We start from the raw sequence: 21,452 nt of genomic DNA, 5'->3' as shown, positions 1-21,452 counted from the left end.
TGTGGACCGTGGTCACATTGCTAACAGAGCCGAATTCAGGGAGCCTCCCTCCATGAGCGTACAACTCAATCATACCATTGTCTGGTGCCGCGACCGGCATAGATCAGCTACCTTCCTGACCGAAATCCTCGGGCTGCCGCCAGCCAAACCCTTCGGACCGTTTCTCGTCGTTGAGCTCAGCAACGGCGTTTCACTCGACTTCGACGCGACTGAAGGCGAGATCGCGATGCAGCACTATGCGTTCCTGATAAGTGAAGATGATTTCGACATGATTTTCGCCCGACTCCGCGAGCGCGGGCTTGAATACTGGGCCGATCCCGGCCGGCATCGGCCCGGCGAGATTAATCACGGCGATGGCGGCCGCGGGCTGTACTTTAAAGATCCCGATGGTCATCTGCTTGAAATTCTCACCCGTCCTTACGGCAGCGGCTAGACAGACGAGTTCTTGCCGCGATCCTTTAACCAGTGTCGTTACTAACACCCTCACTTCAGGAGGTCAGTATGAGCAAATCCCCCGGCCATCAACAATGGCCTGAGCATAAAGTCCAGGAACAGCACCTTGATCAGAGAGTTCAGGTTGAGATCAACGATGAAGTTGTCACCGAGTCGAACGATGTGATCAAAGTCGACGAAGACCACTGTCCGTCCCGCTATTATTTTCCTCGCTCCGACGTCAGGATGGATAAACTGGAGCAATCGCCTGCCACGACAAAATGCCCGTTCAAAGGCGCCGCACATTACTACCATCTTAATCTTGGCGATAAAAAATTCGAGGATGCGGTGTGGACCTATGAGGAGCCCTATGAAGAGCATCGTGAACTGAAGGACCGGCTAGCCTTCTATGACGACAAATTTCCGGACATTCATATCGAGTTGGGGTATCAAGAGTAACGGCTTGCCTGTACTGCGGTTTCTCTGCCGTGCAAAACTTCAACCAGACCCTTAGCTTTAGTGAGGCAAGGGTGTTTATGCACTGAATCGGTTACAATGGCTTGGCTCACTAAAAAAACATGGTTATGATCAGGATATAATCTGTCTATTCGGGCTATTGAACCGCCCTGTCGCCTTTTTAGGAGGACGTTATGCCTAAACCCATTACCCCCTTGTTGACTGCTGATATCATTATTGAGCTGACTGATGTCCATGACCGGCCCATAGTATTGATTGAGCGTGCTTATCCGCCCTACGGCTGGGCAATTCCGGGCGGCTTTGTCGATGTGGGTGAAATGGTCGAGCAGGCCGCCGTGCGCGAGGCCCAGGAAGAAGTCGGGTTAATGGTGCAATTGAAAGCCTTGCTTGGGATCTATTCCGATCCGGCCCGCGATGCCCGCGGCCATACCGTGACGGCCGTGTATGTAGCCGAGGCGGCCGGCACCCCGGTAGCCGCAGATGACGCGAAAAACTGCCGGCTGTTCAGCCTGAATGAGCTGCCCGAGCCTTTGGCGTTCGATCATGCCCAGGTACTGGCCGACTATAAACACTACCGTGAAACCGGACAAGCGGCGCCGCTACGTGACAATCCTGCCGGGTTTTAGGCAACTCAAACAAGTCCATTATAAACTGATGAGGATCTTGCAAAACCCTTTAAAGCTAGGTAATTAGCAGCCAGACTGGCTAAAAATGAAAAAAACCTGTTCCAAATGATAGAATCGAATTGACCAAAAACCAATAAGTATCAATATGATGAACAGCTTAAACGAAACTTTATCACAAACATGGCTTAACATACCAAGCTCATTATTCCCTTGGCTAGCCGAAGAACCGGGGCCATTGACCAAGAAACAACAAGCCTGGATCACCACCCTGGAAATCATACGCATCGAGTAATTCATTTATTCCTGCCGAGGAGGCTTGCCAAATCGCCCGCCCCAAGACCGCCCCACGATTGCCCGGGCGTTTGTTGCGAAAACGATTTACCACCTGCCGACAATGCCGCCTACCCCGCCGTAGTCGAAAGGAATAGCCAGCCGCCGCAGTTCCTCCATGATGACCAAAGCGGCTTTCTCCTCCTCAAACGCCAGCTCCGGATAGCGATGGAAAGTCCTGCTCAGTTCCACCATGCGGGGAAATATCCACTCAGTCAAAACCTGCTTGCTCCTAATTCCTCCCACTGCTTTATTATTCGGAAACGGCTGTTATTGCATTTGATTCGGTTCGCCGCGTAAGATTCCTCTAGCGTTTAAACATTAGCCGGCAGTCGATAAACGTTGCGGCCGGGGTTACAAAAGCCCGGACTGCGTGGCAGAATTATAAAAACCCGCAACAGGAACACATAACATGGCCAAAAATGTTTATCAAAAGCCGTCACTGGAAACCCAGACGGAAGCGCTGAAAATCGCCAAGGCAACGCAGCGCCCCGCGCAAACCAAGAAAGAAACTAAACTGATAGCCCAGGGCATTGAAAAAGGCATTGCGCTTTATAAAAAGCAGCAAAAGGAAAGGGCCAGGGAGTTGAACAGGAAGCTCAAGAGAGCATCCAGCCAGCCGCAGCACTTTGCCGAATCGGAGGATCAGGAAACCCTGGAGCGAATCGTTTTCCGGCAACATTGGCTGCCTTGGCTGCTGCTGGGTTTAAGCTGGCTGGGCTGGGCTGTTTATTTTTTCGTTTCCCGAGGCTCATAAACATCCCTTGCCGGAACCGGGAGGGACATGCCGCTTGATGCCGGACCCCAGACTCCACAGGCGGAAACGTGAGACGGATGCCGGCAGCAAATTTGAAACCGCTGGCCGGTTTAAGGAGGATAACTATAAACACCTAGTGGTCTGGTGAATGTGAATTTCGCCGGCCTGATAATGGCAATCTCTGCCAGGTCTTCAAAGGTTTCGTGCTCTGGATATATTGCATTGATGGCGGTGGCGGGAAGTACGATGATATATAGGCTGGTGCCCGGCACTGTGGCGATAAATCCGGCTGGCCGAAGCACGACATTGGCCAATACATCGCCAACGCCAGGTTCACCAGCAGGAGCAGTCCTTCGCATCCTTGTTGTAGGGGACGGCTGCAAATTGGGCTCATGCTGCATGCGATAGCCGATCGCCAGCTTGACCTTGTTATCCCGGCAGGCCTTGAGCATGGCTTCGCACTCCTGGACCGTCAGGGCCATGGGCTTTCCGCACCAGCCATGCTTGCCGACGTTGCGGCGCAAGCGTACGATTCGCATTGCCTGACCGTTACCATCGCCATACGCAGCAGCCACCCCCGCGGTCGCCGCCGGAGCGATTCTGGCTATGTTGACGGATACGATGAATCCGGAAGCCTTTGAGACAGTCCACGACTTTGCCGGTCTTATTACAGTCTTCGGTTTTCTGGCGGCTTTCGCCTTGAGTAAATTGGCCCGATAATTATCCACCGCCAACAGGTTTGGCATGCAAAGGCCGTCATCAAGAGGCCCATCACTTCAAAGAACCATGCTTCACTCGTATGGCGGCGCTCTCGATATCAGGTCGTGGATCAGGTCTCGCAGAGCGATCACTTCAGCTCGCAACGCGGCAATTTCTTTGGACCCCGCAACTTCAGCGTCATCATTCACAGCAATCACGACCAATGAAAAAAGTCGCGAGTGTTTGTCATGTAGCCAAAAACGGTAAAGGCGTAGAGTGCCAGAAACACGAGCCGGGCTGGATCCAGCATCGGTTGCGTCTCCCGCCAGGCGTAGCTCCGGACGCGCAGGTCCTCGCGCGCTTGCTCGGATGCTCTTGGTGTTTTTTTGAACGTCAGGCCGAGGCGTTCCAGGCGATACCCAAGTGTGGAGAGGTGAACCTTCACCCCCAGCTTCTCCCGCAACCCTTCCAGCGTGAGATGGGGCGCGCCGTCAACAGCGTGCACAGCATTCGTCAGGGGCGTGGGATAGCGCTGCTGGCGTGGGGTTTGGGTTCTAGCGTACCGCGCTCTCGCCGCCGTTGCTGCAACTTTTCGACGAAAGATTCGCTCACCGTGAGTCGCTTCGCTATCTGGGCGATGGGCTATCCCTGGTCGCAGGCCCCCGGTCACTCGCTTCCGTAAATCCATCGAATAGGCTTTAGGCATTGAGATATCTCCTTCAGCAAAGAACCCTTCGACGAATTCAGGCGGACGAATCCAGGCGCGTGAAGTTTCCATTAATATAATCTGAAAATACTCTAGAACAAAAATTTCTTGACCCTATGGTTTAGTTACGGCCCATTATATTTTGGCAAGAAGCTCATCTTTCCTTACTTTGAAAGGATCAATTTGGAAATTTACCTGAAGTCTTTTATTGCCACAAACAATTGATATGCTCTATTAAAATTTAACAACCAACTTTTTATCAGCCTGAAGTTTATAGCGCTTATGATATAGTAATTAATACCTGCCCCTGAACATATATCCTAATGCATACTTCCAAACTGGACTACAAACCTTAATGAATCAGGAAAGATCACTGAGCCTTATTCGACCCTCTTATTCCGCATTAAATGCGTTAAGCCGCGCCTTCGATAGCGGCTTGATATTAGTTTCCTTGTATATTTCGATGAATTATTATGGCATCCCCATTAGCCAGGATTATTTATTATCGGGCATAGGCTGCATAATATTATTCGGCATTTTTTCTGAATACAATGATATTTATCAAGGCTGGCGCGGCGAACCGATATTTGATAAAGCTGTGCGTATTCTTGTGTCATGGATGGCCGCTTTTATGCTTATATTTATCAGTATATTTTTATTCGGCAACCCCTATAGCTATCTCCATGCCGAAAACAGCATAGAGCTTTTTCTGCTTTTAGTTCCGGCATTAATCATACTGACCCATACCATCAGAAGATTAGTTTTAGCATTTCTGCGCAGGCACGGCTTAAATTCCAGGACATATGCCATACTCGGCGCCAATCATTTAGGTAAACGTTTAGAAACTGCAATCTCGCAGATGCCCTGGCTTGGTTATAATTTCAAGGGCTATTATGATGATAGGACCCATACTGCCAATCGTCGGCTTGATCTTAATCGAATAGATGAGCCTGATCGACGCCCGCCTAACAGCAACAATCTGAAATTTCAAGCTGTGGGAAAATTCACTGAACTGCTGCAGGACGCTCAACTGGGCAAGATTGATCATGTTTATATTACCTTGCCATTGTGTGCTGAAAAACGCGTCAGTGACATGATTAGCAAACTGGCTGACAGTACCGTCTCCGTTAATATCGTACCCGATTTTTTCACTTTCAATCTGATTCAGTCGAAATGGAGCAATGTACAGGGCATTCCCGTCGTTAGTGTATTTGATACACCTTTTACCGCGTTTGATGGGCTACTCAAACGCATCGAAGACCTGTTATTGTGCGCTATTATTTTACCCTTGATCAGTTTACCGATGTTAATCATCGCTATCGGTATTAAATTAACCTCATCAGGACCGGTAATCTTTAAGCAAACACGCTATGGCATCAACGGTGAAAATATCGCCGTTTTAAAATTTCGCACTATGGCTGTGTGCGAAAACGGCGACAATATAAAGCAAGCAACTTTCAATGATTCCCGCGTTACCCCTTTCGGCGCCTTTTTGCGCAAAACTTCATTAGACGAACTGCCCCAGTTTTTTAACGTTTTGCAGGGGCAAATGTCGGTGGTCGGCCCCAGACCCCATGCAGTTGCCCATAACGAACATTACCGCAAACGTATTCAAGGCTACATGCTGCGTCACAAAGTAAAGCCCGGAATTACCGGTCAGGCGCAAATTAGTGGCTTCCGAGGCGAAACGGACACCCTGGATAAAATGGAAGCAAGAATACATCATGACCTTGAATACATTAAACAGTGGTCGTTATGGCTGGATATTAAAATTATTTTTATTACTATTTTTAAAGGTTTTTCTGGTAATCAGGCGTATTGAAATGAACTAGCTAATTAGCACCGGCTAATAAGGATTAATATATTCTGCCGGCACGCGCTATGGGTTGATTTAAATATTCAATATTTCTGCCCTGCCCTCCATATTATTGAGGCAAATTTCAAATATGAGCAAACTGAGACAAACTTAGTCCTAACCTCAGTTTGGTTTAAGAGCCTTCATAAAGGGCAATAACTCCGTCTGCGGTAAATAAAGAGCAGGTTTTCTATCCTGCTAAGGGTACACAACCGGACAGGCCGCGATGCTCGACAGATAATTGAGTACAGAGCGAGGGTGCGAGTGTTCGAGGTGAAAAATGTTTTTCAGCTGATTATTGAGGATCAATAATGCTGCATTTACGCCGCATTAACTTATCAAAGGCGTCGATAGACTGAGCTTTCATGTTCTTTTTCAAGGTGGTAATCAATTGAACATCCTGGTCGGCCGGCAATTGGGCTAATTCTTTACAACTGTAACCCCGGTCTTCGAACAGCTTGCCAATCAAGACGTGTCAACTTTGGGACGAGGGTTCTGTCATCAATATTGCCGGGTGTGGGGCAAAATGACAAGATTTCGCCATGACCATCGACGATGAGGGACATTTATCCATAATGTCAACCCGTCTATTATTTTTTTCCTCGGCCAGCCTCGTCAACAAAGATCTTAGATCTCGGAATGCGCCTGTTTTTACAGACGCACAGGCATAGAGTCGAAAAAGGCGATACTTGCAAAGTACCACAGCGGCTTTTCATGAACGCGGGCGACGGCCCCGTGATTTCCTGGATAAGCTCGACAAACCGATTAAAATTCAGCAAGTTAGGAAAGGCCGAAAGCCAGAGCCTGCGAACAGGATTTGGATAAAACCCCTTATAAGTTCGGTAAGCTGATTGATGATAATACACCAGCAGGGTAATCATTTTACTAAAGCTCATGCCATGAGGACGATTGCGTTTCTTGTCACCGTTAGGAATTTGATTTTTTTGCCATATTGAAATGAAAATCCGACAAAAGTCATCTACATCACAGAACAATTGTGTTAATTTCATAGGGCAGGTTCTTTGCGGAAAAATTTGATGTCGGAGTTACTATTTTCCTGTTTTTACCATAAAAACTACCCGCTTTTCTTACCCCGAATTGACGTTAAATAATAAGAAAACTATAGACTCGTTTTGCGGCTTATGTTGTGCCCAGAGCCGGCCGAGCCCAGAAAGGATGGCGGACTTTTGTATGCTTGCTGAAAAAGTAATAACCGGCCCTGCCGCAACGCTTAATAACAAGCCAGCGACACGGACTACAAAGCCCCTTTAAAGGCAGGAAAGGCAGGCTGGAAACCCGAGCTGCTTTATTCGTCAGAGCGAGATTGTCCGTAGAGAGTGGCTACAATACGCCTTTTCCCCGCCTGATTGCGGTGCTCGCATAAATAAATACCTTGCCAGATACCCAAATTCAAAACGCCGTCCGTAACTGGAATACTGACACTGCAACCAATAAGGCAATTTTTTATGTGGGCGGGCATATCGTCATCACCTTCATAGTCGTGCCGGTAATAAGGGGCTCTTTCCGGCACAAACTTATTGAAGTGGCTTTCCAGGTCCTGGCGCACTGTCGGGTCGGCGTTTTCATTAATCGATAAGGATGCCGAAGTATGCTTGATAAACAGGTGCAGCAATCCGTGTTTTACGGAGCTTAGCTCTGGAATAACAGTTACTATTTCATCGGTAACGAGATGAAAGCCCCTATTTCTGGGCAATAATAAAAATTCTTTTTGTACCCACATTCATTAAACCTGCAATTTTATTGTTGCCGCGGCATTCACCATCAGCTATCTGTACCCAATAACCTCTAGCCTGCTCATGTAGCTCCGCCCGCTTTAATCCCCTTCAAAGCAGTATCATTGACTAACGCTGGTAGGTTCCCACGAGTTCTGCCTGATCGATAACATGTCCAGTCATGGCTTTTTCAAGCTGGCTTTTATCGGGCTGACGCAGGTCCGGTAATTCAATATCAAGAGCGTAAAGTTTATGAAAATAACGGTGCCGGCCGATAGGCGGGCAAGGTCCGCCATAGCCGGTCCGTTTCCAGTCATTTTTGCCTTGTTGAGTGCCAGCTGGCAAAGCCCTGGCGGCAACAGCTTTTGGCAATTCCGTAACCCTCGGCGGAATATTATAAAGCAGCCAGTGCACCCAGGTCATTTTGGGGGCGGCAGGATCGGGCGCATCGGGATCATCGACAATTAACACCAGGCTTTTAGTGTCTTGCGGAAGCCCGGACCAGCTTAAAGGAGGTGATTTATCCGCTCCATCGCAAGTAAATATTTTAGGTATTTCTCCCTGGTGAACAAAGGCGGGTGATTTGAGAATCAAGGTCATGGCGGGTTCTCCTTCAGCGGATAAGCCAGCTGAAATATAAAAGCAGCTGAAAATCAAAAAGATTAGCCGGGAAACAATGTGTTTATTGGCGTCTGAATTCATAGGGGTACCCCCTGGGTTGCAAAAGTCACTGCAGAATTGTAAAGGCCATATTAAAGTACATTCAGATACTGACATAGAACCTGTTTAAACTATATAACAAGTACCTGACATTAAACAAGCAGGCAGGTTAACGCATTCCTATAGCCTGGATACAGGCACCGATCCGCCCGAAACAGATTTGCATTGACCCGAAAAAATCTGACGTGACTCCCTGCCTGAATGACGACAAAATACAAGCTGACTTAATTATTACCAGCCTGGCTAACAATAAATTTAACTCTGGACGCCGGCAAGCATTATCTTTTAATTCATTACTGTCGTTATTTCAGTCAGGATAATTCCCGGGGTAACGTTGTAAAATAACCGGTATGATCAAGTCAATATACTGTACCAATAAAAATTATTCTGCTGTATTCCAGGCCCATCAACTGAACAGGAGGAAATAACAGGAACTATGTTAATTCAAACAACATTTAAGCCGGCATGGTGGTTAAACAATGGCCATTTACAAACCATGTATTCTGCCTTATTGCGAAAAAAACTATCACTCCCTGAATTAAAGCGTGAACGGCTAATAACACCCGACAAGGATTTTATCGATGTAGACTGGTATGGCGAAAGCGGGCAGCCTTTAATCATTTTATTGCATGGCTTGACAGGAAGTTCTCAATCAGGCTACATCACAGGCTTACAGTTAAAATTACTCGAACAGGGCTTTCGCAGCATCACTTTAAATTTTCGCGGCTGCAGCGGTGAATCTAACCACCTCGCGAAATGCTATCATTCAGGAGATACGGAAGATATTCATTTTCTGTATCAAACACTGCGTGAACGGGAACCCGATACCCCTATAGCGGCGGTAGGTTTTTCATTAGGCGGCAATGTGTTATTGAAGTGGTTAGGAGAACAAGGCAGTAAGCTGGCGCTTTTTGCCGCCATCGCCGTTTCTGTTCCTTTGGTTTTAAATACCTGCGCGTCAAAACTGGATGCAGGTTTTTCCAGGCTCTATCGCGACAATTTACTTCGGGAATTAAAGCGCTACATCCAGTTAAAGCTGCATCATCTGGAAAAGCTTGATAATGTCCATGAAGCGGAAAAAATCAGGCAATTAGGCGACTTGTCCAAAATTAACTCATTTTGGCAATATGATGATCGGGTGGTGGCTAAATTACATGGCTTTAAAAATGTACACGACTATTATCAGCGCTCAAGTTCAAGGCAATTTCTAAAATCAATAGCAGTCCCGACATTAGTAATTCAGGCACGGGATGATCCTTTTATGACGCAGGATGTGCTTCCTGATCCGGATGAATTGTCTGCCTGTGTTGATCTGGAAATTACTTCCGGCGGAGGACATGTGGGATTTGTTGCCGGCCAAATACCGTTTAAGCCTCACTATTGGCTAGAGCAGCGTATTCCTGAATTTTTAAAACAACAGGTAAATCTAGCCTCGCCAGAGTCGATATCTTCGAAGCTATATAAAAAACCGGAAGCGCTAAACAAACTTAAGCATTACGGCAAATAGACGCTCCAGCACATTCCGCCCAGTTCCTTACTTTTGCCTCCTTCCAGTTTACCGCCCAGCAGTCCGGTTAATTCATATACGACTGCCATGCCAATACCGTGGCCATGAATATTTTCATCAGCGCGGACGCCTCTTTTCAGAATTCCTGCCAGTTTGTCTACGGGAATTCCGGGCCCGTCATCTTCAATCTGCAGCAGCAGGGAAAATTGACGCCGATCTTTTCGTTCATTCAGGGAAATCCTGACTTTTACCTTACCCTGGCACCATTTACAGGCGTTGTCCATTAAATTGCCGGCTATTTCATAAAGATCGCCTTCTTCACAATAGATCAGGCTTTGCTCCGGCGCAGCAACATCGAAAGCTATTTTTTTATTGCTATAAACCTTGTTAAGGGAAGCGACTATTTTATGAATAACAGTAGCCATATCCACTGTCCGGATTGCCTTATGCTCGCCTTTTGCGGCAGCGCGCTGCAATTGGTATTCAACAATTTTATTCATCCGCGAGATCTGTTCCTCTGCCGTTGCTTTATTACTGCTGAAAGCTTCAATACAGCCGCGCAGTATCGCCAGAGGCGTTTTTAAACTGTGAGCCAGATCAGCCAGAGTATTGCGATAGCGTTCCAGGTGCGCCCGTTCGCTGCTGATTAAGGCATTAAGATTACCGGCAAGACCCTGCAATTCAGTTGCATAATAGCCATCGAGACGGGTTTTTTCCCCTTTTTCTATAGCTTCAAGGTCTTTTACGATAATCCGAAGTGGCTTTAAACTCCAGCGCAATAGCGAAAACTGGATAAAAATCAACACCACCCCAATCACCAGCAGCCAGAATCTTAATATTTCTTCAAAGCGCTCGACCTGATCGCTTACAAACTCGGCATCCTCGGCCACTGTGAAGATATATTCCCGTTCCATTCCCGCTATATTTTGCCAGATTACATCATAATGAAGCGCATAACGGTTATGTTTTTCGAGCAGAAATTCAGCATTGCCGGCGCTCAGTTGAGGGGGAGAAATGACGTCGAGTCCTATTGCCGACGGCGAACGCCAAACCAGTTTCTTGGCTTGCTGAATAAAAGCGTATAAACCTGAGCCCGGATTTGCAAATCGGGGTTCATGGAAGGTGGCCGGCATTTTCAATTCACCTGAATTAGTCAATTCGGCGGCCGATAAAAGGGAATAGACCTGTACCTGCAAGCGTTCCTTTAATGCCTGTTCAGCGCTTTCTCGAAAGCCCTGCTCCAGAACCATGGAAACAAGCGCGAAGAATGCCGCAAGCACCAATCCTTCCGAAGCCAGCAAGCGAAAGCTTAAAGAATCAGTTCGCATTCAGGTATTCACAGTATAACTGGATGGCCGGTCAGCCATCAGTTGAGCAATAATGAAAGGAGGTCAAGGATGATCGACAGGAATTCTATAACCTCGGCCGCGCAATGTTTCAATCGGCTTGCGGGTGCCGTCCGGGTCCAGCTTTTTTCTTAACCGGCCGATAAAAACTTCAATAACATTACTGTCGCGGTCAAAGTCCTCATCATAAATGTGCGCGGTCAATACCGATTTTGAAATAAGTTCGCCCTTGCGAAACATTAAATACTCCAGCACCTTGTATTCGTAGGCGGTTAATTCCATTTTAACTCCTGAAACCGACACTTCCTGGGCGACAGTATCCAGTTCAATATTGTCATGGGTTAATACCGGATGAGCTTTGCCCACTGACCGTCTTAGCAAGGCATTAAGCCGTGCCAGCAGTTCTTCATAATGGAAGGGCTTAACGAGATAATCATCGGCACCGGCTTCAAGTCCCTCGACTTTTTCCTGCCAGCGGCTTCTGGCTGTTAAAATTAAAATAGGTATGGTAATGCGGTCTTTGCGGAGACGCTTGATGAGTTCGATACCTGAAAAATCGGGAAGGCCAATATCGATGACAGCGGCATCAACCGGATATTCCTTGCCCATATAATAGCCATCACGACCGGTATGCGCCATATCAACTGCAAAGCCTTTATCAGCCAGATATTGCTGAATCTGCTCACAGAGTGTTACTTCATCTTCAACAACCAGAATACGCATGCTTTTCTCGCATCTGCCTTTTTAAGCAGCTCAACTAATTACCGCACCGGTCTCGGCATCAATTTTATAATGCTGAATGCGCCCGTCAGATGTTAAAACCTTAATGACATGAACTTCCTTGCCGTCAATTATTTCGGTATGAGCGCCCAGTACCCGTTTATGACTATCCCTGATTATTTGTTTTGTTGCCTGGTCCAGGCTTACGCGCGTCAACAGGATATTACTTTCTGCAACACAGATAGTCGAAAACCAAAACATCAGGACAACTAGTTTAATCGGGTTTTTCATAAGCGGTCAGGAGCTTGAGTTATAATCTTAACTGGCAAAAGCGCATCCCTGCGCTTTCTTAATGTGGAAAATAGAGGGAAAGGATAATTTTAACCCAACAGCCTGAATCAAGACTGAACCCGTTACCGCAGCGAAAACCTTTGAACTATGCTACCGATAGATTGCCCAAAAGCTGAGCCGAGCTTGCCGGCTATTCTATCAAGCAACTGTTCCTCCCTGGTAAAGTCAACCAGACTTTCTGCGCCAATAATTTCCTTGGCCACATAATCGTCATTGCCAAAACCATCAGCCACGCCCAGCTTTATACCTTCCTCGCCTGACCAGACCAGACCGGAAAAAAGTTCAGATGTTTCTTTAAGCCGGTCGCCGCGCCCTGTCCTGACAGCCTTTATAAACTGTTGATGAACCTGGTTCAGTAAACCCTGCATATAGCGGATTTCGCTTTCTTTAGGCGGAGAAAAAGGATCAAGCAGGGCTTTATGGTCTCCAGCCGTTATAAGCCGGCGCTCTATGCCCAATTTTTGCATACTCTCGACAAAGCCAAAGCCATCCATGATCACGCCGATTGAGCCGATGAGGCTGGAGTGATTGACAAAAATCTTATCGCTTGCCGAAGCAATATAATAGCAGCCGGAGGCACACATATCGCTGACGACCGAGTATATGGGCAAATCAGGATGCTCTTTTTTTGTTTTTCTGATTTCTTCATAAACATAAGAGGCTTGCACGGGGCTGCCTCCGGGTGAATTGGCATGCAAAATAATCCCTTTGGTATATTTATCTTTTACCGCCGTTCTCAAGCTTTCAATGATATTTTCGGCATTGGCCTCTTTATCCTCCGCAATAATTCCCACCATTTTGATTATCGCGGTATGATTGGCACTTTGAACCCCAAGACTCTGCCTGATCTTCGGGTACATGGCCACAATTACCATACCTATAAGGTAAATAAAAAGCAGCGATTTGAAAAAAATACCCCAACGCCTTGCTCTTGTTTGTTCCGTTACTGTGGCTAAAACCAGTTTTTCAATAACGGCGCGCTCCCAACCGGCTTCATGAGAAAAATCCGATTTAACCTGATTGTCCTGTTGCTTTTCCATTAGTTTTTAACCTTGAATAATTTTCATTAAGTCCGCGGTCTGGGGCAGACAGACCAGGGGATTATATTGGTGCAATAATTGTTCAGAATGCGCTCCACACGATACCGCAATAGCTGAAACTTGTGCATTTAACGCCATTTGCAAATCATGTATGGAATCGCCCACCATTAAAGTCCGTTCATTTGCAGTATGCGTATGCTGCATAATCTCCTGCAACATTTTCGGATCGGGTTTGGATGCGGTTTCATCGGCGCAGCGGGTAATACAAAACAGTTCTTCTGTTCCTGTAGACTGCAAGGCTTTTTGCAGCCCCGTCCTGTTTTTCCCGGTAGCGACGGCGAGCTGATATCCTGTCTGTTTAAGTTGCACCAGCATATCATAAACCCCTGAAAACAAATCATCTCTGCAGATTTGCCGCGATAAATATTCCCGGCTGTAACAGGCGACCAAGTGATCATGCATGTCATCATCAGTTCCCGGAAATAATGCTTGCATGGCCTTTTTAATGCTTAGACCAATCACATCTCTGGCCGCCTGGTGTTCAGGAACCATGCAATTACAGCGTTCTGCGGATTTTTGCAGACAGCTTACAATCCAGTCAATCGAATTGATCAGGGTTCCGTCCCAATCAAATATTATTAAATCAAACCTGTTCTTCATGCCGTAACAAATCTTCCAGAGGCTGAGGCAGAGCCGCTGTAATTGTCAGCAACTCAGCGGTAACGGGATGCTGAAATTTTAATTTTTCAGCATGGAGAAACAGGCGTTTGTAACCTCTGGATTTAAAGACCCGGTTAACCTCAGCCGATCCATAGCGCTCATCGCCGACAATAGGATGGCCTAAAATCGCGGCATGCACCCGTATTTGATGAGTACGGCCGGTTTTTGGCGAAGCTTCAACCAGTGTCGCCTCGCGAAATAATTTCAAGCGCCGGAAAACTGTTTCAGCCTCCTTGCCCGCTTGACTGACTACCACCATTCGCTCGCCGCCTTTGCTGACATTTTTTTGCAAGGGAGCTGTTACTACCTGTTTTTTTCTGGCCCATTGCCCGGCTAATAAGGCCAGGTAAGTTTTATTAATCTGGTCATCGCGAAAAAGCTCATGCAATTTACGCAAGGCGCTGCGCTTTTTTGCTATTAGCAAACAGCCGGAGGTGTCCCTGTCCAGCCGGTGCACCAGTTCAAGAAATCGACTATCCGGCCTTGCTAGCCTGAGCCCCTCGATAATACCGGAATTAATACCGCTGCCGCCGTGAACTGCAAAGCCGGCCGGCTTATTTAATACTAAAAAAGCCTCATCTTCATACAAGATATCTTGTTGAAACGCATCCTTCAATCCTTGGGCAACAAATGAATTTTCCGACCTTTCGGCTAGCCTTAGCGGAGGAATTCTGACTATATCCCCGGCAATTAACCGGTATTTGACATCGGCGCGCCCTTTGTTGACCCTCACTTCACCTTTACGAACAAGCCGGTAAATACGGCTTTTAGGCACGCCCTTCAAACGGCTGATTAAAAAATTATCCAAGCGCTGGTCGCAATTTTCCTCGGTAATTTCTATTAATTGAACCTTGGGTATGGCGACGTGTTGTTCCATACTCATACAGCGAATAATACCAGCATCTTCTTAGGATTGATTCTTTAAATTGATGTAAGTCAATAACATTGCTATATTAAACAAGTTTTAATATAAAAAACATATTTTCACTCCACGGCTTCAGAAACAAAACTGGCCTGGAGCTACTCGATGAAGGGGAAAAACAGCGGTTTTTAACACCGCGTACTCTTCATTGTAACGATTTTCGGGTTTATCGTTCGACCCATGACGAACGATTTATAACTCCTGTTTAAGACAGAATTTACCATCAGGACTGAAAAAGGAATTTTTTGCATAGTATCTGTATATTCTGAATATCATTGTCTTCAGTTGATGAAGGCCGGGCAGAATCCGGATAGCGGAACAACAACCGTAAAAACCAAGCTGAAAGCAGTTATTAGCTAAAATTATCGCTCAGCGTTATGTTTTACACACCTAACTCAGCACTATGACCAAAACCAGTCTGATCAGTAAAATCTACTAGTTGGAGCAGGACACAACAAGGATACAAAATGAAAAGAATGCTTATCAACGCTACGCAGGCAGAAGAACTGCGAGTCGCTTTGGTAGACGGTCAAAAACTGTATGATTTTGACATAGAAGTTCCTTCTAAAGAACAAAAAAAGTCCAATATCTATAAAGGCATTATTACCCGCGTAGAGCCCAGTCTGGAAGCGGCATTTGTCAATTATGGCGCTGAAAAACACGGCTTTTTACCCTTTAAGGAAATTTCTCCCGCCTACCACTATCCTCAAGAGGACGCCGATACTGAAGGCCGCCGTCCAGCCATAAAAGACCTGATTAAAGAAGGTCAGGAAATAGTTGTACAGATTGAAAAAGAAGAACGTGGCAATAAAGGCGCCGCTTTAACAACCTATATCAGCCTGGCCGGCACTTACCTGGTGCTCATGCCCAACAATCCCAAAGCGGGAGGCATCTCGCGCCGAATCGAGGGAGAAACCCGCAGTGACTTGCGTGAAGTTATGGCGACGCTCGAGATTCCTGACAGCATGGGGCTTATTGTTAGAACAGCCGGCTGCGGCAAGAACGCCGAAGAACTGCAATGGGATTTAAATTACCTGATGCAGCTATGGGAAGCTATTGAACGCTCTTCCTGCGAGCAAACAGCCCCGTTTCTTGTTTTTCAGGAAAGCAATGTGATCCTCAGAGCCTTGCGCGATCATCTGCGAGCCAATATTGACGAGATTCTGATAGATAACGAAGACGCGTTTAAACTGGTGCAGAACTTCTTAAAACAGGTCATGCCGCACTTTTTGCCCAAAGCCAAACTCTATCAGGACTCAGTCCCCCTGTTTAGCCGTTATCAGATTGAATCGCAAATAGAAATAGCATACGGCCGTGAAGTTTCCCTGCCTTCCGGCGGATCATTGGTTATCGACCATACAGAGGCATTAACTTCAATTGACATTAACTCTGCACGCGCTACCAAGGGCAGTGATATTGAAGAAACAGCCTTAAATACCAACCTGGAAGCCGCCGATGAAATTGCCCGTCAGCTAAGATTGCGCGACCTGGGAGGCCTGTTTGTTATTGACTTCATCGATATGATGTCCAATAAAAACCAGCGCACCGTAGAAAATCATCTGCGCGATGCCCTCAAAATTGACCGGGCCCGCATCCAGACCAGCCGCATCTCGCGTTTCGGCCTGCTGGAAATGTCCAGGCAAAGAATGCGTCCGTCTCTGGGCGATTCCACACAGCTTCCCTGTCCGCGCTGTAAAGGCCAGGGCAGCATACGTAATGTAGAATCCGTCGCCCTCGCGGTATTACGGATTCTTGAAGAAGAAGCGATGAAGAAAGGCACGGAAAAAGTCATTGCCCATCTGCCCATTGAGTGCGCGACATTCCTGTTGAATGAGAAACGTCATGCGATTGAACAGATCGAGTCCAGACTGAAGGTTGGCATTATCATTTTGCCCAGCAAGCATCTGGAAACTCCGGCCTATGACATTGAACGACTCAAGGACAAAGATACGGCTGAAGAAAAACCCAGCTACCAGCAAATTAAAGAGCAAGACATTACTATTCCGGATTTTGCCCAGCAAGTAAAACCAAGACCCGAACAAGCGGCAATCAAGGAATTCCTGCCTGATTCCCCTGCCCCGTGGCAAAATAAAAATGAATCCGCCAGCCTGATTAAACGTTTCTGGCATAAGCTTATTGGTCCTGTCACGGAACCTGCAGAAAAAGAGATTGCAACGCAAGTCCCGGAAAAAACCAGATCCGCTGCAGAAAGTCAAGCAAATAGAAACCGGAATATCAGACGAGGCCAGGAACAGCGTCCTAACCGCAATACCAGAGGCCCGGGCAGAAATGTCAGACGCAATATTGATCCTGCGCATTTGCCTGCGCCGAAAATTGAGCAGGTTGAGCCGGTTACAGCACGCGAAACCAGTGCCATGAGCGAAGCTGAAATCGCGGTTTTTGCAGAAGCTCAGCCGAAACAGGCTAATGGTAAAAGCAGCACAAGAAGAGGTCCGAATCGCAGAAGACCCCGCAATCCCAACTATAAAAAGTCTGATGCGGACACTAACGCAAATAATTCCAATGAAAATGAAACTTCAAGTGAATCTATCAGCGAATCCAGATCTGTTCAGACCCGCTCCTATGACAATGACTTTGCCGAAAGAACACAACAAGCTGAGCGCACTGGGCCTCTGGCTGCTACGCCAGGCCAGGTCAGCACTATTAATCCCGATTCAGAGCCCAAAAAATCAGCTGCCGAGTCGCCCGCAGGCGTTGTGGTGCCAATAAAACAGGACACCGGCACGGAGTCTTAATAGTCCAATCGAATACAGGTTCAGGAATTAAAAAACTGGCAGTGCTTTTAATCTTGAACCTTGTTCGGCTTTCATCTGTATTTAACCTCTACGGCTGTAGAGCCTGCCAATGATCTTAAGCGTGAGATCAATTCATCGCTAGGATAGACACGCCATCCATCGCCTAACTGCAGTGCTGTTTTTGCACACTGTGAAATATAATGAATGCTCACAGGACATGCGCCCCCTTTAAAAGGCTTGAGGATGGCCTTCAATTTTTTGACGAATAAATCTGGCTCACGGCCATTTTCTACAGTTGCGCCTGGAACAGCAGCATTCCAGGTTAATTGGATACATCTGGCAAAGGCCTCGCGGGCCTGTTCCATGCTATATAATTTTTCTACTGTTAAACGCAGGGTGTCTGAATAATGATCAAAGCTCAAGGGACCTTCGGCAACCAAAAGATTATCGCGACAAAAAATATCCCGGTATTGGTCGTAAATTTCACTAAAAGCGGCACATTCAAGCCTTCCCGTTCTGTCATCAATCATAGCAAAACCCATGTTTTTACCCTGTTTCGTCTGGCGGGTGCGCATCTCTACCACCAAACCGGCTACACGAGCTGCCATTTTGCCTTTCGAACGTTCCACTTCCGCCAGCAAAGCCGCTATCTTCCCGTGCGTAAACTGTTTTAGTTCGGGCTCATATTGGTCAATCGGATGCCCGGTGAGATAAAGGCCCAAGGTTATTTTTTCCGCAGCCAGACGTTCATTTTCAGACCAGGGTTCAACTACAGTGGAATAGGCACTTTCATCGACGCTCTTGTCATCAGCGCTAGCTGTTAAGCCAAACAAGTCATTCTGGCCGGTCTGAGCCATTTTTCCGTACTGCTCAGCCACTTTCAGGACAGTGGGCAGCTCAGCCAGATGACTGGCCCGGCATTCATTAAATTGATCAAAAGCCCCCGCCCGGATTAACGCTTCCAGTACCCGCCGGTTAACTTTTCTTAAATCGGCACGCTTGGCTAGATTATAAAAACCGGAAAACCGGCCATTTTCCTCTCTTTCCTTGAGCATATCTTCGATAGCAGCCTGTCCGACACCTTTGATGGCGCCCAGCCCGTATACAATATGATTATTATCATTAACAGTGAATCGATAATTGGATATATTGATATCAGGCGGACAAACCACCAGCTTCATCTGCCGGCATTCCTCTACTAATACCACAATTTTGTCCGTATTATCCATATCTGATGACAGCACTGCGGCCATAAAAGCCGCAGAATAATGAGCTTTCAGCCAGGCGGTTTGATAGGCTACCAGCGCATACGCCGCCGAATGCGATTTATTGAACCCATAGCCGGCAAATTTTTCCATTAAATCAAAAATATAGGTGGCGGTTTTTTCATCAATCTGATTAGCCACTGCGCCCAAGGTAAAAATTTCACGCTGTTTGGCCATTTCCTCCACTTTTTTCTTACCCATGGCGCGCCGCAGCATATCGGCTCCGCCCAGCGTATACTGGGCCAGTTCGCGGGCAATTTGCATTACCTGTTCCTGATATAAAATCACGCCATTGGTCGGCTTTAAAATAGATTCAAGCAGAGGGTGAGCGTATTCCGCTTTTGCTCCATGCTTCACATTAATGTAATCATCGACCATGCCTGATTCCAGAGGACCGGGACGAAACAGCGCCACCAGGGCAATAATATCGTCAAAGCAGTCCGGCTTAAGCTTTTTGATCAGCTCTTTCATGCCCCGGGATTCAAGTTGAAAAACGGCAGTGGTCTGGCCGTTTTTCAATAACTCATAGCAGGCCGCATCATCTCTGGGAATAGCAGCAATATCAATAGGCTCTTCGCCGGTTTGCTGTTTTTTATGATTAATGGTTTGCAGCGCCCAATCAATAATGGTTAGCGTGCGCAAGCCCAAAAAGTCGAATTTGACAAGACCGACGGCTTCCACATCATCCTTATCAAACTGGGTCACCAGATTGCCGCCCCCCTGCTCGCAATAAAGAGGAGTAAAATTTGTTAATCTGGTCGGGGAAATAACCACCCCGCCTGCATGTTTCCCGGCGTTTCGCACAATCCCTTCAAGCGAGCGCGCCATATCGATCAAGGTCTTAACTTCTTCTTCGCTCTCGTAAAGCTGCTTAAGCTCCTGGCTGTCTTTTAATGCCTTCTCCAGGGTCATGCCGATTTCGAACGGTATCAGCTTGGCCAGCCTGTCGACAAAGCCGTAAGCAAAGCCCAATACCCGGCCTACATCGCGTATGACAGCTTTAGCCGCCATTGAACCATAAGTGATAATCTGCGCGACATGGTCGCGGCCATAATGACCGGCGACATAATCAATGACTTCATCGCGTCTGTCCATGCAGAAGTCAATATCAAAGTCAGGCATGGAAACGCGCTCTGGATTTAAAAAGCGCTCGAACAGCAAATCAAATTCAATAGGATCAAGATCAGTGATTTTAAGCGCATACGCCACTAGTGAGCCTGCGCCTGAACCGCGGCCAGGGCCAACCGGAATCAGATTATTTTTGGCCCATAAAATAAAGTCGGCCACAATCATAAAATAACCGGCAAAACCCATTTGGGTAATCACCTGTAATTCGGCAGCCAGCCGCTCATAGTACACTTTACGGTTTTCCGTATCCGATCCCTTGCCAAACGCGGGATAACGCTGCAGACGCTGTTCCAGGCCCCTTTCCGCAGCATCCACCATTAACTCACTCAGCGTCATGCCAGCCGGCACCGGAAAATCCGGCAGAAAGTTTTCTCCCAATGTCAAATTCAAATTACAGCGCCTGGCGATTTCCACTGTGTTTTCCAGCGCTTCGGGGATATCGGCAAATAACGCCACCATTTCCTCAGCGCTGCGCAAATACTGCTGATTAGTATAATCCCTGGGTCTGCGGTTATCGTCCAGCACGCGCCCCTGGTTGATGCAGACCCGGACATCATGCGCAGCAAAATCGTTTTGATAAATAAACCGGACATCATTCGTGGCCACTACCGGCAATCCGGTTTCCAAAGCCAGATCAACGGCGGCGGCAATATAGCGTTCCTCTTCGGGTTTGCCTGTGCGCTGTAATTCCAGATAAAAACTTTGCTGAAACAATTCACTCCATTGCTCAGCCAGTCGCTTGGCCGCATTCCTGTTTTCCGCCAATAGCGCCTTGCCTATATCGCCATTGATACCGCCGGATAGCGCTATCAAGCCGCCATGATTTTCCTCCAGCCACGCCTGTTTCAACATCGGGATTCCCTGATGCTGCCCCTCCTGATACGCTTTTGAGATCAACTCAGTCAAGGTGATGTAGCCGGCATTATTATTCACCAGCAAAGTCAGCTTGTTGGGTGCGGCAGGCTCTTCCGGATTGAATATCAAAACGTCAGCGCCGGCTATCGGCTTGATTCCCTGGCTCAGCGCAGCGCGATATAATTTTACCAGTGAAAACAGATTAGCGTATTCTGTGATGGCAATAGCCGGCATATTCAATTCAGCCAGGCGTTTAACCAAGGGTTTGATTTTTACAATCCCGTCAACCAGTGAGAATTCGGTATGGAGCCTTAAATGAACAAACGCAGGATGCATGCAAATTGAAAAGTATTTGGAATCACGAAAGCAAGTATTGTTAATCTCAGAAGCTGTTTGGAAATTATCGCGTCAAGCCAAACGATTCACCATGATGCGAGTCATGGCGATGTAAATCCAAGCTTCGTCGATGCGAGTCAGTCGTTCGTAGGCTTTACTGAGACGACGCGA

At 47.2% G+C, this 21,452-nt stretch carries 20 protein-coding genes and 1 pseudogene; 8 read left to right on the top strand and 13 right to left on the bottom strand.

Annotated features, from left to right (window positions below):
• Positions 1-52: 52 nt before the first annotated feature.
• From HUX64_RS12330 to HUX64_RS12315, 4 genes are all read left to right on the top strand, one after another.
• Positions 53-433, top strand: coding sequence for a VOC family protein (locus HUX64_RS12330; RefSeq protein WP_174626532.1), 381 nt, complete (start codon positions 53-55; stop codon positions 431-433).
• Positions 434-501: 68 nt separating this feature from the next.
• Positions 502-891, top strand: a complete 390-nt coding sequence (locus HUX64_RS12325) for a DUF427 domain-containing protein (RefSeq protein ID WP_174626531.1) — start codon at positions 502-504, stop codon at positions 889-891.
• 191 nt (positions 892-1,082) lie between these two features.
• Positions 1,083-1,535, top strand: a complete 453-nt coding sequence (locus tag HUX64_RS12320; protein WP_174626530.1) for an NUDIX domain-containing protein — start codon at positions 1,083-1,085, stop codon at positions 1,533-1,535.
• A 145-nt stretch (positions 1,536-1,680) separates the two neighbouring features.
• Positions 1,681-1,827: a hypothetical protein gene (locus HUX64_RS12315; RefSeq protein WP_174626529.1), complete on the top strand. Its 147-nt coding sequence runs from the start codon at positions 1,681-1,683 to the stop codon at positions 1,825-1,827.
• An 86-nt stretch (positions 1,828-1,913) separates the two neighbouring features.
• Here HUX64_RS12315 and HUX64_RS12310 read toward each other — a convergent pair whose 3' ends face one another.
• Entirely contained in the window at positions 1,914-2,084 is a 171-nt protein-coding gene (locus HUX64_RS12310; RefSeq protein ID WP_217426517.1) for a hypothetical protein, read from the bottom strand.
• 193 nt (positions 2,085-2,277) lie between these two features.
• Between HUX64_RS12310 and HUX64_RS12305 the strand changes: the two genes are divergently transcribed.
• Positions 2,278-2,622 (top strand): DUF2956 domain-containing protein, encoded by a 345-nt coding sequence (locus tag HUX64_RS12305; protein WP_174626528.1) that lies wholly within the window; start codon positions 2,278-2,280, stop codon positions 2,620-2,622.
• Between the two features lie 110 nt (positions 2,623-2,732).
• On the opposite strand, the gene HUX64_RS12300 is transcribed toward HUX64_RS12305, so the two are convergent.
• Together HUX64_RS12300 and HUX64_RS19745 are read right to left on the bottom strand one after the other, a co-directional pair.
• Complete coding sequence (locus tag HUX64_RS12300; protein ID WP_174626512.1) at positions 2,733-3,368, bottom strand: hypothetical protein; 636 nt, start codon at positions 3,366-3,368, stop codon at positions 2,733-2,735.
• 167 nt (positions 3,369-3,535) lie between these two features.
• On the bottom strand, positions 3,536-4,099 hold the full coding sequence (locus HUX64_RS19745; protein WP_246247009.1) for a hypothetical protein: 564 nt from the start codon (positions 4,097-4,099) through the stop codon (positions 3,536-3,538).
• 283 nt (positions 4,100-4,382) lie between these two features.
• Here HUX64_RS19745 and HUX64_RS12285 point away from each other — a divergent pair, with 283 nt between their 5' ends.
• A complete protein-coding gene (locus HUX64_RS12285) occupies positions 4,383-5,849 on the top strand; it encodes an undecaprenyl-phosphate glucose phosphotransferase (protein ID WP_174626526.1) in 1,467 nt (488 codons plus the stop codon).
• Positions 5,850-6,083: 234 nt separating this feature from the next.
• Here the strand turns inward: HUX64_RS12285 and HUX64_RS20455 are convergent.
• From HUX64_RS20455 to HUX64_RS12265, 3 genes and pseudogenes are all read right to left on the bottom strand, one after another.
• A pseudogene (locus tag HUX64_RS20455) lies at positions 6,084-6,892 on the bottom strand (IS982 family transposase); the annotation flags it as partial.
• Positions 6,893-7,188: 296 nt separating this feature from the next.
• Entirely contained in the window at positions 7,189-7,623 is a 435-nt protein-coding gene (locus tag HUX64_RS12270; protein WP_174626523.1) for a secondary thiamine-phosphate synthase enzyme YjbQ, read from the bottom strand.
• 121 nt (positions 7,624-7,744) lie between these two features.
• A complete protein-coding gene (locus HUX64_RS12265) occupies positions 7,745-8,215 on the bottom strand; it encodes a YbhB/YbcL family Raf kinase inhibitor-like protein (protein WP_425484262.1) in 471 nt (156 codons plus the stop codon).
• A gap of 556 nt (positions 8,216-8,771) precedes the next feature.
• Between HUX64_RS12265 and HUX64_RS12260 the strand changes: the two genes are divergently transcribed.
• Entirely contained in the window at positions 8,772-9,842 is a 1,071-nt protein-coding gene (locus HUX64_RS12260) for a hydrolase (RefSeq protein ID WP_174626521.1), read from the top strand.
• Here the strand turns inward: HUX64_RS12260 and HUX64_RS12255 are convergent.
• From HUX64_RS12255 to rluC, 6 genes are all read right to left on the bottom strand, one after another.
• Positions 9,830-11,170 (bottom strand): ATP-binding protein, encoded by a 1,341-nt coding sequence (locus HUX64_RS12255; RefSeq protein ID WP_174626520.1) that lies wholly within the window; start codon positions 11,168-11,170, stop codon positions 9,830-9,832. The two genes, HUX64_RS12260 and HUX64_RS12255, sit on opposite strands and share 13 nt — an antisense overlap.
• A gap of 63 nt (positions 11,171-11,233) precedes the next feature.
• On the bottom strand, positions 11,234-11,911 hold the full coding sequence (locus HUX64_RS12250; protein ID WP_174626519.1) for a response regulator transcription factor: 678 nt from the start codon (positions 11,909-11,911) through the stop codon (positions 11,234-11,236).
• 30 nt (positions 11,912-11,941) lie between these two features.
• Positions 11,942-12,199 carry a PepSY domain-containing protein gene (locus HUX64_RS12245; protein WP_174626518.1) on the bottom strand — a complete coding sequence of 86 codons (258 nt, stop codon included), beginning with the start codon at positions 12,197-12,199 and terminating at the stop codon, positions 11,942-11,944.
• A gap of 122 nt (positions 12,200-12,321) precedes the next feature.
• Positions 12,322-13,299 carry a S49 family peptidase gene (locus HUX64_RS12240; RefSeq protein WP_174626517.1) on the bottom strand — a complete coding sequence of 326 codons (978 nt, stop codon included), beginning with the start codon at positions 13,297-13,299 and terminating at the stop codon, positions 12,322-12,324.
• Positions 13,300-13,305: 6 nt separating this feature from the next.
• Positions 13,306-13,959: an HAD family hydrolase gene (locus HUX64_RS12235; protein WP_174626516.1), complete on the bottom strand. Its 654-nt coding sequence runs from the start codon at positions 13,957-13,959 to the stop codon at positions 13,306-13,308.
• The gene (gene rluC, locus HUX64_RS12230) at positions 13,943-14,896 is read right to left on the bottom strand and encodes a 23S rRNA pseudouridine(955/2504/2580) synthase RluC (RefSeq protein ID WP_425484261.1); all 954 of its coding nucleotides are present in this window, start codon (positions 14,894-14,896) and stop codon (positions 13,943-13,945) included. Before rluC ends, HUX64_RS12235 begins: the two co-directional genes overlap by 17 nt.
• A 512-nt stretch (positions 14,897-15,408) precedes the next feature.
• Here rluC and HUX64_RS12225 point away from each other — a divergent pair.
• Positions 15,409-17,697 carry an Rne/Rng family ribonuclease gene (locus HUX64_RS12225; RefSeq protein ID WP_174626514.1) on the top strand — a complete coding sequence of 763 codons (2,289 nt, stop codon included), beginning with the start codon at positions 15,409-15,411 and terminating at the stop codon, positions 17,695-17,697.
• 71 nt (positions 17,698-17,768) lie between these two features.
• On the opposite strand, the gene dnaE is transcribed toward HUX64_RS12225, so the two are convergent.
• Entirely contained in the window at positions 17,769-21,281 is a 3,513-nt protein-coding gene (gene dnaE / locus HUX64_RS12220; RefSeq protein ID WP_174626513.1) for a DNA polymerase III subunit alpha, read from the bottom strand.
• Positions 21,282-21,452 lie beyond the last annotated feature (171 nt).

This window comes from Candidatus Methylobacter favarea, assembly GCF_902806695.1.
GTDB lineage: Bacteria > Pseudomonadota > Gammaproteobacteria > Methylococcales > Methylomonadaceae > Methylobacter_B > Methylobacter_B favarea.
This window is presented reverse-complemented; position numbering and strand designations above follow the sequence as displayed.